We start from the raw sequence: 14,883 nt of genomic DNA, 5'->3' as shown, positions 1-14,883 counted from the left end.
GAAAATGAGTAAGCAAATTCTGAAACTCTTTGAAAACATTAAACCCGGCGATCTAATCGCCGTCGACTGGTGCGATGCATCGGTCGGTAAAAGTAGCGGCTCAGGCATGACCATCGACGTTCCAGTGAAAAGTTGGGGCATATTCGTCGGTTTAATCGGTGACAAAATTAAGCATATCGTGATTGCACAGAACAGTTTCCGCTATGCCGATGGCCTATTCGACTTAGACTACACCGCCATACCCATCGGTTGGGCACTTGGCGTAACAGTTTTGGTTAAAGAGCATATTCCGACCGATTCGGCTAGCAGGCTTGTTAACAGTTTCATGATGGGCGGGCACCGCTCCATGAATCGCCCAAGAACTTTCCGAAGAGCACTTGCGCAGCGGAGGTTGAGTATCGATGGCAGACCCTATTAAACGCGCCTTAACTCGCAGACGCTTTGAGAGAGGGCGCTACATCGCAGAAGAGCCGCCCGCTAAGTTGGTGTTGGGCGTCAAATTCGCCATAGGCATGACGGCGTTTATGTCAACTCTTGAGCTGGCCCACTTAATCATCTTGCATACCTGGAACGCTGAGATTTTTGCTTCAATCACCGGACTAAGCGGTACTGTGATTGGGTTGTTTGTGGGGCAGAAAACATGACGAAGGGTAAACCTTGGCCTGCAGAAGATGAGAGTAAACTCCGAGATTGGTACCAGTCGGGGACTACTGAGCTTAGAGTCTTAGTGTTCAGTTTTGATGGTCGCTATACTGAAGAAGCCATACGGCAAAAGCTCCTAAAATTCGGTTTACTGAAAGAACAACAACAGCCGAAAAATTCCAATTGTTGTTGTTCTACCGAACTAGCGCTTCCCCAAGACTTGCCCAGCATTGAGGAGACGCTAAAGATTCTTGCAGCCGCATTGGAGGCATTAAAGACGCCGGGGCTGGATAAGGCTGAGGTTTTGCGTTTACGCGGCATAATCGCGGGTGTTAAGGTGTACCAGGAGCGGTTTGCTGAGTATGTTCACTATCGGGAAATGGAAGAGGAATTAATGGAGGCTAGAAAAAAGTATGCGGAACTTCTCAAAAAGTCCCAGAGCAATGCATAAAGATCGACTCCTTGAAGAACGGGCAGGCCTACGTTCTGACATAGCGGCTGCCGAAGAGCTAGGTGAACGCAAAGTCCAAAGTCTAAGGAGCGACGTTAAGAGCTTCTTTGAACAAGTCTTCGGTTTTACGCCTTACCGTTATCAAATGGAACTTGCGGAGATGTTTGAGAAGAACCAGTTCACCGCTGTACGTTGGGCACGCCAGACTGGAAAGAGCTTTTCAGTTTCAGCGTTGCTTCTCAAGTATGCATGGGAGCATCCTGACAGTTACATAGCGATTGTTGGTCCAAGCTGGCGCCAAACCAAACTCAACATACGACGCATGGGCGGTTTCTGTCGAAAGCTTCCGCAGCAGCCCGGCTTGCACATCCAAAAAACAAGGATTACATTGCCAAATAGCAGCATGATAGAAGCCTTCCCAAACAACCCCGACACAATCAGAGGACCAACCTTCAAAGTAATCTGGATCGAAGAAGCCAATTTCGTTCCAAACGACGAAGAACTCTATGATGCAATCCTGTTTACGCTTGGAACAACCAACGGCAAACTAATCGCGACGTCAACGCCTTGGAATACGGATTCGCTGTTTTGGAAAATGTGCAACCACAAAGACTATTCCGATTTTGCACGGTCGCATGTTCGGTGGAGTAATGCCCTTGAACCTAATGGTCCGCTTAAGCCTGCGATTGTTGAGAAGATTAAGCGTCAGTTCGGGGATGATCCCCAGCGTTGGCGTAGAGAGATGGAAGCTGAGTGGGCAGAGGATGAAGACGTTTGGCTGGCTCAAAGCCTAATCGTCTCTTGCGTTGGTACAGTGAAGAATTGTGGGTTTGACTTGCAGGAATTCAATCCTGAGGTTGAATGTGAAGGGGATTTCTTTGCTGGACTCGACTTGGCACAAACCAGAGATTACTGCGTGCTCTCGGTAGTTGAGCGCCTAAATGATAAGCTATTTCTTCGGCACCTGAAGATTTTCCAGCAGCCCACACTCTACGCTCAAGTTCTCGGTTATCTAAAAGCGCTGCAGGACAGATGGGGCGGATTCCAAAAAATAAGAATAGACTTCACCCGGGAAGGCCCAAGCATCATAGCCGACATGCAAACTGCAGGCATCGAGAACGCTGAAGGCGTCAACTTTAGCGTACCCAGAAAAAGCGAAATGGCAAGCTTACTCAAACAGCGCATGATGAACAAACAATTCTACTATCCACTGCTCAACTGGGAGCGACCATACAGAGGAGACCTATGCACCGAGCTAAACGTGGAACGCTATGACCTACGCAAGGATGGTGCAATAGGCTACTCGCACCCAAACGGCACCCATGACGACGTATTTTGGAGTATAGCGCTAGCAGTATTCGCAACAGTGCAGATGGAACCCGAACCATTCTTAACAGTTATTCCAAGGTGACCAAGAAATGAGACGACAAAGAGACTTTCACATAAGACAATTCCGACGAATCTACGACCGAACGGAAGGCAAGTTCACATTCAACATAAGCTACGAAACCCACACCAAGCCGACTCCAAGAAGCCTTGTTGTAGCTGAAGCTTTCGGATTAGGCATCGACGATGCACAGAAGTTCAAGGTCTTGGATGCTGAACTGAAGATTGGGCCTCAAGACATCGTCTACATTACGGGGGATAGCGGCAGCGGCAAAAGCGTTTTACTACGAGCGATCAAGGCAGATTTGGGCGATGAAGCTATTGACTTGTCAGAAGTGGCAGTGGACACGGAGAAGCCATTGATCGAGACCGTCGGCGCCACAGTCGAAGAAGGCTTAGAGCTGCTAAGCAAAGTCGGTTTAAACGATGCTTTCCTTTTCCTGCGCACATACAGCCAATTGAGTGATGGCCAGAAGTACCGTTACAGAATCGCCAAACTAATCGAAAGCGGCAAGCAGTGGTGGCTTATGGATGAATTCGCCGCATGCTTAGACCGAGACACCGCAAAAATCATCGCTTACAACCTGCAAAAGATTGCACGACAACAAGGAAAAGCAGTCATAGCAGCCACAACCCACAGCGACCTCCAAGAGGACCTCAAACCCAGCGTATTGGTCCGCAAGCGGTTTGGGGAAGAAATCAAAATAGAATATACCCCAAACACTCCAGCCGCCGAGTGCAGCCTAATCCAAGAAATGCGGATTGAAGAAGGCACCAGAGAAGACTGGCAAAAACTAAGCAGCTTCCATTACCGAGGGCACAAGGTTGCGGTTCCACGAAAAATCTTCCGCCTAGTAAGAGGCGACGAGCTCTGTGGCGTCATAGTCTATAGTTACCCACCACCCGCATGCTACGGAAGACGAATGGTACTGCCGAGAATGACTATTCAAGAAATGAACAAACAACTAAGTATAATCAATCGAGTAGTTATCCACCCAAAATACCGCACGGTAGGCTTAGGCGCCAAACTCATCCGTGAGACAATGCCGCTGGTCGGCACCCGATACGTCGAGTTGATCGCAGTTATGGCAAAGTATAGCCCATTCGCTGAGAAAGCGGGGATGCAAAAAATAGCCCAGCAACAAACGGTAGAAGGTATATCCAGCGTTTCTAAAGCGCTATCCGAATTAGGGTTTGATACGCAACTCCTAGCTAGCGAACGATACGTCTTGGCGAAGCTTGAGAGCCTGCAACCAGAGCAGCTCAACCAACTCAAAGAAGCTTTTATCAAAAACAAGCATACCCGTTTTAGAAGGGAATTTGCAAGTAGCCGACATCAGCCCTTTGGAAAGGTCACCGACTATGTTGCCTCTATGCATAAAGCCGAATTACCCGAACTTTGCAGACTGATAAAACTGGTAGGAATGCTTTCCCAAAAAAAAGTCTACCTCTTTTGGGATCGTAAGATAATCAGCGCTTAGAATCTAGGGCAAAGTAATATAGACGTTAAGCCACAAAATGAAAGGATGATCAGTTAATGAGCGGGGAAGTTGCTGGCATCATCTTTCCAGTGCCCAAACATTTAGTTGACAGATTGTTAGTGGAAAAAAGGAATGTTTTCGTTAAGTATGTTGCCAGGAATGGTCTTTTGAGATTGTCAATTAAGCATCGCGTCTTATTCTACGCTTCTGAAGCATCCAAGGAAATAGTTGGAGAGGGAACGATCGAAGAGATTAGTTTACTTACACCAACTGAAGTATTGCAAAAATACGGCAGACAGGTATTTCTAAATGAGACTGAACTGGAAGAGTATATTCATCTTCAACCAAATAGGGACTCCTCTAAAAAGATGCTTGTTCTTGTTCTTTCAAAATTAAGAAGATATGCGAAACCTAAATTTTTTGAAAGACCTATCAGTATGTCGGGCATTTACTTAACGAAAGAAAACTATAGAGAATTGCTCAAAACTAACTAGGAAATTAAATTCCGATAATTTTGAACATTCTGTCTATACATGACTTGTTGGGGACAGATGCATCTGTTGATTGAAATAGAATATGTTTCTCCTCCTCTAGTTTATCCATCGTTAGGTGTGGTCCATGTACTGCAGCAAAGCTTCTAAATGGTGTAACTGAGATTACGAATGCATCCAGCTTTATGTTGGGGTTGCCGATTTCTTTCTCTATCTCGTTTTTTAAGAATTCATGTAACTTGAGTTTGGGGTCGTCTATATCCATATGGATTAAGCCTTTTGGATCTATGAAAACAATGATTTGTTGTTGCCCTTTCTTTACCCATAAGATAAAATCAGGATAGAATGAGTGTGCTTCATAGAAGCCGACGCCTTTGCTTCTTGTAAGGTTTCGCAAGAGATAGATTTCAGCGCCTGTTTGGTGTGTGTTAATGTAGTTTTTAAGGTCTTCAACGAAAGTTGCTTCGCCTGTATTAAGACCAGTGGGTACCGTTACTATGTTTGAGTTACCTTGTTTTGCCAATAGAGGTTGATATAGGTGACCTTGGAAGTATGCCTTATCAAAGGTTACTGGTGTTTGACCTGGCAAATAGGTTTTGAGGTCGGTGCTAAGTGTTTGCTTGGTTGCTGAGGAATAGATTATCCCGGTATCAATAAGATTTTGAATGTGATTAGCTAGGGCTTGGTCTTCTTCATCTAATTGGATTCGGTACATGGTTAGAATGTTTTCGTCTTCTTGTTTGAGTGGTTTGAGTTCTATGTGGGTTTTTTCGGCTGCATTTCTTTTCTTTGAGTAGTAGAGAATTAGGTATTTTTGAAGCAGAAGCGTAACTATGTCGGTGGTTTGTTCTATGGCTTGGAATGTTTTTGGTTCTATTAACTCAGGGTCGCAGAGTAGTTTGTATTTTTGGGTGTATATGATGTTTTTTAGGGCTTCTTTGGTGATGGCTATGTTGAAGAATCCCCGTTCATTCTTGTATTCTAGTATTCTGTAAAAGATATCATCCCAATCTAGAATGTCGAGAATTTCTTTCCTTATAATTTGCGGTGCCATTGTCGTTGCTTTATTGGTTCGGTCATGCATGCTGTCGCCTCTGCTATCCATAATGAAGGCAGGCGGCATCATGTCAAGCTTTATGTCTATAGTCGGTTCGAGTCGTAGGAGTTCTTGGTCGAATGACCAGCCTTGTTTTAAACCTATGATTTGCAGGTCCGTTGGAAAGGGTTCTATTTTTTTGGTTGGGAGTGGAATTTCATAGTTAAAAACGCCCTCGTCATCCATAATTTTTTTGAATTTCTCCATATAGTTTGCTTGGATACCAAAGATATGAAGTGTCTCAAGGAGTTCTATGTACGGTGGACGTGGTGGTTGGCTTCTCTTTAAGCCAAAGTCTTTTCCCTTTAACCTCACTCCCCTACCGAATAGTTGTATGATTTGTGGTCCAGCGCCTTCTCCAACATATAGCAAGCTCATCGTGGATACTCGCCAGGAGTTCCATCCTTCAGCAAATTTTCTGGAACCAATAAGCATGTTTACGGTTGAGTCTGGTTTATTTATGTCTTCAAAAAGAGAGTTGCTAATCACTGCTCTCTGAACGATAATATCTTTTGATTCCTCTTCAACCATCTTAAGGAAATCGCGTTTATCACCAATATTGATAACGGCAAAATATTTCAGCGCTGTTCCAGTGCTTAAACCGATTTCTCCTTCAGTTTCTTTTAGGTCTATCAAATGGAGCTTGTTACCGGTGTCTTGAGGAGAAGTATAAAATATGTCGGTAAAGATGCCGTTGTAAATTTCGTAAGTGGATATGCCTTTTTCTCTGAAATAAGCGAAGTTTCTTTCAGGGTTTCTAAGAGCAAATACGTCTTTGTTGTTAGCTATTATTCCCGATTGACCCTTCAAGATGTTACCGATTAACTCTTGAATTTCAGCTTGGTTTCCACAAAGTAGCCAATTTAGGAATTGGACGACTTTGAATACATCAGATGCTTCTTTTTGCACTTTGCTTCCGATAAATATCCATAAAGGTTTTTCTATATTGTATTCTTTAACTTGAATACCTGCTTGTCTATATTGCACGAGTTGTTCGTAGAAGGCTATAGCATTGGCAAGAAGAAGGGTTCTTGTTTGTTTTTCGGTAAATTCTTTTTTGCCCATATTTATTATACTGAATTCTTTACCGTAGCCATCACCATGGAAGTGTTTGTATGAGTAGTCAAAAATTATTGCTTTGGAATATTCCTTGAATGATTCCTCATTGGGGTTATCAACAACTTGCCCGAAAGTTGCACTGTATTCAAAGGTAAAACCATCTTTGCCTAATTTTTCACGAATATTTTTCCATTTCATTTCGTCTTTTTTTTCCGATCTGGTTTTTTGGCCTTTGTGACCTTCATCTACAAAGAGAAGATTTTTTCTACCAAAAGTAGAAATGTCTATTGTAACGCCTTCGCCCTTTTTCTCTTCACGCAATTTATGAATACTTATTACTTTGACATTACTTTTGTCAGCTTCAAAATAACCGCCATTTTCACCTTGGAAGAGCATTGAAGGTATTCCACTTGCCTTGAGTTCATCCAGGTGCTGTTTCGACATTGGGTCGCCTGTTGTGATGAGGATTATGTTTTCATAGTCTATTTTGTTAGGCCCTTTGTTATACGCTAAAAACTGCCAATAATTTGCATGCATGATCAGGGTTTTTCCGCTACCCGTTGCCATCCAGTATGCAATTTTTTGCAAGTCTGGACGTCTAGAGAAATAATTATCTGATTTAGACTCATCTACCCATTGGTTTAATTCGTTTAGAAATTTTATAGGATTTTGGAAATAGTTGTCTAAATATATTTCAGAAAAAAGCAACGCCAAATATTGATAATATTTGAATGATAACCGATCTCCTCGATTCTTTTTTAATCTCTGAAAATACCTACAAATATTTTCATCGTACTGCCCTAGCTTGTCTATTGGAATAGTGTTGCCTTTCTTTGAAAGAAGGTTATGGTACATGTAGCTTCTACCGTCTTCGCCAATGCCCTCATTAACATCACTGAACTGTTTGATGTCCGAGACTTTATGAAAACCTATCTTATTAGCTATGAATTGAGCAAGTAGTAAATGATTCTCTAAGTTAAATCGAGTTTTTAGTTCAGCGGATACTTGGCTTGCTTTAGGCATGAGGTTATGCTCCCATTAGCCTCTTAAATTCAGACTCAATTGGAAGTGCATTTTTAAGGAGACTATCGCCGTTCAAGTATATTCTGTCAAAGCCCTTGTTTGATAAAATTTTATTTTCAATGAATGCTTTATCCTCTTCAGGGTTGATACGGTATAGGTCTCTCCAGATAATGCAGAGGTTATTATTTTCCAGTTTGCCAATTACCACCTTGTAAACGCGTCCACCATCGACAAACCGTTGAATTTTTTCCACCGACAATCCAAGAAGATAATTGAATGTTTCAACCAAATCAACAGTAATTGTCTTCTCCTCAATGCTATTTACTACTCTTATTTTATAATCAAACGGCTTCTCGAAACTGTCCATCATAAGTCTTGTGGAGCTTTCCTTAGTCTCGTAATCAAGCATGTAACGTAAGAAGTAGTCTTCGAACCGGTCAAGAGTTTCTTGAGCGGTTTTATCAGATTCTTTGACTATAATGTTGTTTAAAGTGTCCTCGTAATTTTCAATATATTGATATTTGAAACAGTGACTTTTTCCATTGGTTGCTTGAGGTATTCCGTCTTTCCATACACTTGAAAACATTGCTTTTTGGATGCGCCGTTTCATAGTTGACTCAAAATAATCGCCAGTCTCCACAAGGATATATTTCCTTTTTCCAGAGTCTTCCATGTTTAAGTCCAATGTTGCCTCGGCGGTTGTTCCTGAACCAGCGAAGAAATCCAAGATTATGGAATTACTACTGGCACCTATTGTTATAATTCTCTTGAGCAATCGCTTGGCTTTGGGCGTATTGAATATTTCTCCTTCAGAAATCATTGCTTTGAGTTCTTGCTTGCCCTCTTGATTATGTCCAACTTCTTGATATGTCCAAATAGTTAATGGAGTTATTCCTTCCTTAACTTCACTAAGGAATCTCTTAATACATGGCACATTGTTTCCATCCTCTCCAAACCAAATCCTTTTGTCCTGAACTAGTTCTTTGAATCTTTTAGGAGGCACACGCCAACAAGCACCAGCTGGAGGGTTCACAACTCTTCCTGAGGGTGTTGTAATAGGATAGTCATACGCCGCGGAATATGTTTTAACATCCAGCCCGCTTGGTTTCCATAGACCACGATAATCATTATCTGGATTTTTATAACGATCGTTCTGCTTATCAGTTCTGGGCAGTAGATTGGGACGCCAAAGTTCTTTTTTCTTTGCATAACAAATTATGAAATCGTGGTTGTCAGAAAACCATTTAGCATCATTTTGCGGTGAGTATTTTTTCTGCCAAATAATATTTGTAACAAAGTTATCTTGCCCAAAAATTGTATTTTGCAGCTCTCTTAGACGAGATTGTTCTGTGTCGTCAATACTAGTAAAAATGGATCCTTCAGCTTTCAATAACGCCGTAGCCTGTTCAAGGCATGATTTCATCATCGTTAACCAGCTTGAATGCTGGTAATTATCTTTATAGAGAAAATCGTCTCCACCTAAATTATATGGCGGATCTATGTAGACACAAGTTACTTTTTCACTAAATTTTGGTTCTAATAATCGTAATGCTTGGAAGTTATCGCCTTTAATCATCAGCCCTTCGATGAACTCGTCAACGTTATCTACTTGTTGTAGCAAGCGGTCCTTGAAATCTTGAGGAAAGAATACTGTATCTACGACAAGATACTTGTATTGTTTGAGGAAATCAACTGGTAGAGTTTGCTTATTACGAGTATTATAAAATGAACCTTTTGTGATTTCATCAAGTTTGAAAAGTTGCTTCCATTCCTGAACTTGGCGTTCGTTTTTTCCTATTTCATCATAAAACTCAGAGGGCACTCGGTCAAGCGTCATACAATAGTTGGTACTCAAAACAAGTTTCTTTTTCTCATAGAGCTTCTTTTGGAAATTCTCAATCTGATCAAGGAACTCTATAATTTTTGTTGCGATGTTGTGAATGGCTTTTGCTTTTGCTGCAAGAAGCCTAGCCTTATTTTCGTTTATTGCTTCAAGTTCGCTTAGGCTCCACACTTCATTTTTGAGGTAAAAATCTATCTCACTTTCAAGGAATCCTTTCAGATTGGTATGGATGAAGAAATCCCTTGTGTTACGCTCTACATAGCTATTAAGGTGCTTTTCTAGTGGGGACTTTTCCTCTTCCGCTCTGGGTTTAAGTATGCTTGCGACCGAACTTTTAGCTACCGAAGCTGCAATTTGTTCAAAGGCAGTATTGATAAGTGCTACTTGAATATCCTGCTTGCCAAGTCTTGAAGACTCTTCATCAGTTAGTCCTCTATAATTAAACCTAATTTCCACTAAGCCTGCTTCCTCGTTGATGGTCACAGGATTATCGGGCAAAAGTAAGAAGTACTTCTTTTCTCCTTTTGAATTTCCTACCTCAACCTTGGCCTCCGAAAGAACCAGCGTTATTAAATACCGTCCAGTTCTGAAACTATATTTATTGAAATATTCGCCAGTTTTAACGTAATACATGTTTTTTGTTGCCCAGTAGAGTGCTACCTCTTCGCCATTGTATGGGATATAGTACTTGTTTTTTCCACCATAGCGGCGCTTGGGGATAAAATCGCCTCTATCATAATATCGAGAGAAAAATTCATAAATATGGTTAAAGACGTCGCTTACCTGAGTTTGCGTAAGTTGAGCTTGTTCAAGAAGCTTCTTTCGTTCATCATACAGCTTGACTTTTGGTGAATCCGAATTCTTCTTTACCTTTCCTTCGCTGTCTATTGTGCCTTCACCAAAATCACGAACAATCTCTGCCTTTAGCCGCTCGACTTCATTCTTTAAATCAGCCTGCCCAACTTGGCTGTATTCCTGGAACTGCCTTTCAGCTTCTGCAATCAAATCTTGCTCTATGAACTTCTCAATCTCTTTGCGTTTAAAATTCATAATGCGGTAAATGCCAAAATCAAGGTCTTGGTTATCAAACTGGAAAAGCTCCCGCAACAAGCTCTTGACTTTTTCTCTAACATCCTCTTCAATCTGAACCACAACTACTTCCTCCATCTGCATATTTGGCTTTGGTCACACCGCTCGCAGCTTTTGCCTGGTGTGGGATTAAACTTGCGTTTAGCTATATGCTCTACAACCTTTTGTGCATTTTGTTTCGCTGTAGTTAGACTTTGGTCGGAGACATCAACGGGTTTCACATCTGCTTCGTCAAGGTACGCTACGGAGCCGCTTGAAACGGGTCTGCCCATGGTTTTTAGGCCTGTTGTGTACAGCTGGATTTGAGTTGAGACTTCTTCTAGGGTTCGGGCTTCTTCTGAGCTTTTGTAGTCTCTGACTTCTAGTTCTCCGCCATTCTTGAGGATAACATCGACTTTGCCCATTATGGTTGCGCTTGTGACGCCGTCGTCGTTGATCGGAAACTCGATTCGGTACTCAACTTCTTCTATGCGCTTTAAGTCATCACCATATTTTTGCGAAAAATTAACCAGACGCTTCTTTGCGCTGTTCTTAAAGTTATCAAATACACTGCCGCCGACAAAGGGCATGTGAAAGTCTTCTTCGACGCTTGTAGCAACCGCACTGACAGGACTGTAACCTTCTTGGACAAGTTCACCCGCCCTCTTTAGACAATAGTGCATTGCATTTCCATATCCAAGTGCGGGGTCAAGCTGTGGCTGGTAACCCCAAAGCTCTCGCAAAAGGTACATGTGCGGACAGATGCCAAAGGTGACTATTTCTCCTGCTGAATACGTCTGAATCTCATCGGAGGAAGTGCCCGGATACAAAACAATAGGCGGAATCGCTTCTCCATCATTCAACGGAACAGTATAAGCTAAATCCATTGAATCAACAAAGTCACTACGTGAGCAGTTCTTGTTGATTTTCGAGAAGTGACTAACGATCAAGGCATCCTTAGCACGAGTAATGGCGACGTAAAAAAGCCGACGCTCATCATCAATATCACTTTCATACCTGGCAACGTCAAACATGTTTCGGGGAACGTCGCACCAATCTTGTGGACGTCCAACCATGCGGGACGGAAAGCGAGTGTTCACTGTGGCAAAAAGAAAAACTGCAGGCCATTCTAGACCCTTGGCTTGGTGAACAGTCATTACTTGAACTGCGTCAACGCCTCTGATATCGTCTGAGGGTTGCTCTTCATATGCAGAAATCGCGTAGGTGCTCATGAACCAGCATAAGTCTTTGAGGTCTCGAATCCACTTTGGACTGTGACCGCCAATTCGGTTAGCCGACTCAAAGTCAGTTAAGAGATTGTTGAACCGACCCAAGTTAGCCATTATAGCTCCATCGTTGCGGTCGGAGTAATCTAAACAATCAAAGCCTAAAGCATTCAGAACGTCATAGTAGATTTTGGTAAAGTTGCTATAGGTTGATTTAGCAGAGTTCAAATCAGCCTTAATTTCTCGTAACCTTTTTTCAGCATCTTTCGGGTGGCCATGACCATGCGCTGTATCCCAATAAACCAGCGCTGAAATCAACAAATCAACACCAGTAATTTTCTCGCCCCATTTGTATGGGTCTTGTGTCCAAAAGCCGTCCTCAGAGAACCAAGCAAATATTCGCCCTAATGCTTGCGCTTCGTCTCTCTTGAAGAGACCAACTTTGCCGCCCACAATGTAGGGGATACGTCTATCTTTGAACACATCAATCAATGGACCCGCTGATGTACTGACGCTTCGGGTGAGAATACCAAAATCCGAGAACTTTAAGCCTTCATTCGCCTTCATAAGAGCTTGAATCTGATCAACAATCCAGACAGCCTCCGTCTCAGGCGTTTCACTGCAAGCGATGGCAACAAAACCCTCTTCAGATCGAGTGGCATCCATTGCTTCATAATGCGCTCGCTCAAAACTATCAGCGAACTTGTTAGCATTTCTAACTATTCGTTTAGTGCTTCTACGATTCTCATTAATACTAATTGGTAAGGCATCGGGAAATTTTTCTGTAAACGAGGAAAAGAATCGTTCATCTGAACCACGCCATTGATAGATGCTCTGCCTTGGGTCACCGACAACGAAAACACCGCCGCTTCTGCCGACATACTCTATTAGTTCAGCTTGAGCACGGTTAATGTCCTGATACTCATCAACAAGAAGATACTTCACCTGATTCAAAGTGTCCGGGTCTTGCCTTAACTTCAAAACGGCCTCATAGATAATCCTGCCAAAAGTCAGCAAGCGGTGCTGCTTCAAAAGATCCTCGTACTTTTTCATTTTCCTAAAGAATTCAGGTGCCCGCTTCTTGAGTTCATTCTCATCTAACAACTCATCCCAAGCCATGTTAACAGTCCGCAGAAAATCACGAATACAAGCAGAATACGAAGTACCCGGAATATGAAGCCCCATTCCCCAACCATGCCGCAAAAGAAAAGCAATTTCCTGATTATCATCTAACACGTTGTAGTTTCCAAAGCGGAAATGGTCTTCAAGAACTCTTTTTGCATAAGCATGGATAGTGCCAATATACATCTCGCCCAAGTTGGCGGTGGCTTTCTCTCCACAAATCTCGCCCACACGCTGGTAAACGCGGCTTTTCATGCTCTGCGCAGCTTTCTCAGTAAAAGTGAACGCAACAATCGCTGCGGGAGGCACTTCTTTAACTGCCAAAAGATAGACAATGCGTCTAGTCAGGGTTTCAGTTTTTCCTGCACCGGCGCCTGCAATTATGCGGTTGTAGCGGGATTCGGACAGGACAGCCTTTTTTTGGTCGTCGGATAATGGTTTTGGTGTGTTGAGGATTTTTTCTACTAATGCATTGTTACCAGACATGGGAGTTTGCCGTCTAAACAATTCGAGCGTTAAGACATAAGAGATTTGCGTATTTTAGCTACAGGTAAGCCATAACTTGAAGGTCAATCTCCTTAAAGCTTAAAAATTAAACGCGATAAATACGGGTCTATGAAAATTCGAATATTTACAAATGTAATAAAAAGTCAAGATGGTCGGTTAGAATTCCCTTATGGTATAGCTCAATTTAGGTCCTTTCTATCGCGACATTTCATTACTGCTGATCAACCATATCGTCATGGCTCCAAGTTAGCGGTAAAAGGGGATATTATGGTTTGGGCCTTCAAAGATGAAACAAACAAATGGTACCTCATCGGCGACGGATTTGTTAGAAATAAAAAGAAAGACCCTGATGGTAAGTACTTATACTATATTGAGAGCGCTAGACTCTATCCTCGAAACATTCCGCTAGATGAGCTTTCATTCTTTGACAAGGCAAACGAATGTCTATATTATGGTTACACAGTCGAATGGAGCCAATATCAAGAGATTCTTGAAAAAGCAATGGAACCTCTAGCAACTTAGGTTTCAAGTCCATTGGAAGCGTTGTTATATGGCTGTTCTGAAACACTCGGTAATTGACCAAGCAAAAACTTTTGACAAAGAAGGCGTAATCAAGAGCAAAGTTGACGCTGCCATAGAAAAACTACAAGTGTTTAAAGAAAAATACCCATTTCAGCAAAACCCCGACTCGATAGATAACTTTAGTGAGAAAGATGTTTTTAACAGCGATGGCAGCACCGGAGACTTTTTCCTCTACATCCAGTACCACCTTGACAACTTAGGGCACCTCATCTTGTACACAAATGAGGTCTATTATAATATCCAAAGGCAATTAAGCACCTTCAAGGAACTGCTTTATATCGTAGTAGACCCCGAAAAAACATTGGCTGAAAAAGTTGATGGCCCATGGAAAGAAATTAAGGGCTTGGGTGGAGATAGCCACATAGCAAAGAAAATCATCTTCTGCTTCAACTATGAAACCGGCTTGGTGCTTCCCATTTTCAGCACCGCTCATCTCGAATACTTCATGAACACCATTTTAGAAAAGCCACAATTTCCTTTTAATTATGATACTCTTAGTTTGGGAGAAAAATACGAATTCCTAACAGACGAACTATTCAAAGCAAAAGATAGTACTCTCGCAACCAAACAATGGGAAATAACTTACTTCTGTTGGTTCCTCTACCAAACTTATCCACCGCCGCAAAAAACCACTTCAACGCTGACTGAGCAAAAACAGAAACGAGACGTAGCAGTGCTTGAGCAGCAACAAGAATTCGGTAAATTCATGAATCTACTGACTGAGCTAAGAAGGAAAGAGAAAATCTCAGCGGAAGAATGGCGAACCTATAGAGATCAGTGGCAAAAAAATCAACAAGACCGAAAGAATCTAACCGATAGACTGGTGCTTCTGAATAAATAGCGAATAAGACACCTTCTCACAAGTAGATTTCAAGGACAGAATTCTGTGCAAGGTCTTATATAGAA

Annotated in this window: 11 protein-coding genes; 8 read left to right on the top strand and 3 right to left on the bottom strand. The window is 42.2% G+C overall.

What is annotated here, in order from left to right:
* Window positions 1-4: 4 nt before the first annotated feature.
* The 6 genes from NWE93_01485 to NWE93_01460 are packed head-to-tail and all read left to right on the top strand — an operon-like array spanning window position 5 to window position 4,454.
* Window positions 5-418 (top strand): hypothetical protein, encoded by a 414-nt coding sequence (locus NWE93_01485; protein ID MCW3998894.1) that lies wholly within the window; start codon window positions 5-7, stop codon window positions 416-418.
* Window positions 402-644 carry a hypothetical protein gene (locus NWE93_01480; GenBank protein ID MCW3998893.1) on the top strand — a complete coding sequence of 81 codons (243 nt, stop codon included), beginning with the start codon at window positions 402-404 and terminating at the stop codon, window positions 642-644. The genes NWE93_01485 and NWE93_01480 overlap by 17 nt, the downstream gene beginning before the upstream one ends.
* On the top strand, window positions 641-1,093 hold the full coding sequence (locus NWE93_01475; GenBank protein MCW3998892.1) for a hypothetical protein: 453 nt from the start codon (window positions 641-643) through the stop codon (window positions 1,091-1,093). Before NWE93_01480 ends, NWE93_01475 begins: the two co-directional genes overlap by 4 nt.
* The gene (locus tag NWE93_01470) at window positions 1,086-2,504 is read left to right on the top strand and encodes a terminase family protein (GenBank protein MCW3998891.1); all 1,419 of its coding nucleotides are present in this window, start codon (window positions 1,086-1,088) and stop codon (window positions 2,502-2,504) included. Before NWE93_01475 ends, NWE93_01470 begins: the two co-directional genes overlap by 8 nt.
* Before the next feature lie 7 nt (window positions 2,505-2,511).
* Complete coding sequence (locus NWE93_01465; GenBank protein ID MCW3998890.1) at window positions 2,512-3,960, top strand: ABC transporter ATP-binding protein; 1,449 nt, start codon at window positions 2,512-2,514, stop codon at window positions 3,958-3,960.
* A gap of 56 nt (window positions 3,961-4,016) precedes the next feature.
* A complete protein-coding gene (locus NWE93_01460) occupies window positions 4,017-4,454 on the top strand; it encodes a DUF365 domain-containing protein (GenBank protein ID MCW3998889.1) in 438 nt (145 codons plus the stop codon).
* A gap of 4 nt (window positions 4,455-4,458) precedes the next feature.
* Here the strand turns inward: NWE93_01460 and NWE93_01455 are convergent, their stop codons facing one another.
* From NWE93_01455 to NWE93_01445, 3 genes are read right to left on the bottom strand one after another with little or no spacing between them, the layout of a single operon-like run.
* Complete coding sequence (locus NWE93_01455; protein ID MCW3998888.1) at window positions 4,459-7,629, bottom strand: DEAD/DEAH box helicase family protein; 3,171 nt, start codon at window positions 7,627-7,629, stop codon at window positions 4,459-4,461.
* Window positions 7,630-7,633: 4 nt separating this feature from the next.
* On the bottom strand, window positions 7,634-10,624 hold the full coding sequence (locus tag NWE93_01450; protein MCW3998887.1) for a site-specific DNA-methyltransferase: 2,991 nt from the start codon (window positions 10,622-10,624) through the stop codon (window positions 7,634-7,636).
* A 2-nt stretch (window positions 10,625-10,626) separates the two neighbouring features.
* Window positions 10,627-13,374, bottom strand: coding sequence for an ATP-dependent helicase (locus tag NWE93_01445; GenBank protein MCW3998886.1), 2,748 nt, complete (start codon window positions 13,372-13,374; stop codon window positions 10,627-10,629).
* Window positions 13,375-13,662: 288 nt separating this feature from the next.
* Here NWE93_01445 and NWE93_01440 point away from each other — a divergent pair, with 288 nt between their 5' ends.
* Entirely contained in the window at window positions 13,663-13,917 is a 255-nt protein-coding gene (locus NWE93_01440; GenBank protein MCW3998885.1) for a hypothetical protein, read from the top strand.
* Between the two features lie 28 nt (window positions 13,918-13,945).
* Entirely contained in the window at window positions 13,946-14,818 is an 873-nt protein-coding gene (locus NWE93_01435; GenBank protein ID MCW3998884.1) for a hypothetical protein, read from the top strand.
* Window positions 14,819-14,883: the final 65 nt, after the last annotated feature.

The sequence above is a fragment of the Candidatus Bathyarchaeota archaeon genome, from assembly GCA_026014735.1.
Classification (GTDB): Archaea; Thermoproteota; Bathyarchaeia; order Bathyarchaeales; family Bathycorpusculaceae; genus Bathycorpusculum.
The sequence above is the reverse complement of the archived record's forward strand: the minus strand, read 5'-3'. Positions and strand labels throughout refer to the sequence as shown.

What these genes read in the sequence shown, in the direction of transcription:
- NWE93_01485 (MCW3998894.1), top strand. Translation starts at nt 5, where the DNA reads ATGAGTAAGCAAATTCTGAAACTCTTTGAAAACATTAAACCCGGCGAT.
- NWE93_01480 (MCW3998893.1), top strand. Translation starts at nt 402, where the DNA reads ATGGCAGACCCTATTAAACGCGCCTTAACTCGCAGACGCTTTGAGAGA.
- NWE93_01475 (MCW3998892.1), top strand. Translation starts at nt 641, where the DNA reads ATGACGAAGGGTAAACCTTGGCCTGCAGAAGATGAGAGTAAACTCCGA.
- NWE93_01470 (MCW3998891.1), top strand. Translation starts at nt 1,086, where the DNA reads ATGCATAAAGATCGACTCCTTGAAGAACGGGCAGGCCTACGTTCTGAC.
- NWE93_01465 (MCW3998890.1), top strand. Translation starts at nt 2,512, where the DNA reads ATGAGACGACAAAGAGACTTTCACATAAGACAATTCCGACGAATCTAC.
- NWE93_01460 (MCW3998889.1), top strand. Translation starts at nt 4,017, where the DNA reads ATGAGCGGGGAAGTTGCTGGCATCATCTTTCCAGTGCCCAAACATTTA.
- NWE93_01455 (MCW3998888.1), bottom strand. Translation starts at nt 7,629, where the DNA reads ATGCCTAAAGCAAGCCAAGTATCCGCTGAACTAAAAACTCGATTTAAC.
- NWE93_01445 (MCW3998886.1), bottom strand. Translation starts at nt 13,374, where the DNA reads ATGTCTGGTAACAATGCATTAGTAGAAAAAATCCTCAACACACCAAAA.
- NWE93_01440 (MCW3998885.1), top strand. Translation starts at nt 13,663, where the DNA reads ATGGTTTGGGCCTTCAAAGATGAAACAAACAAATGGTACCTCATCGGC.
- NWE93_01435 (MCW3998884.1), top strand. Translation starts at nt 13,946, where the DNA reads ATGGCTGTTCTGAAACACTCGGTAATTGACCAAGCAAAAACTTTTGAC.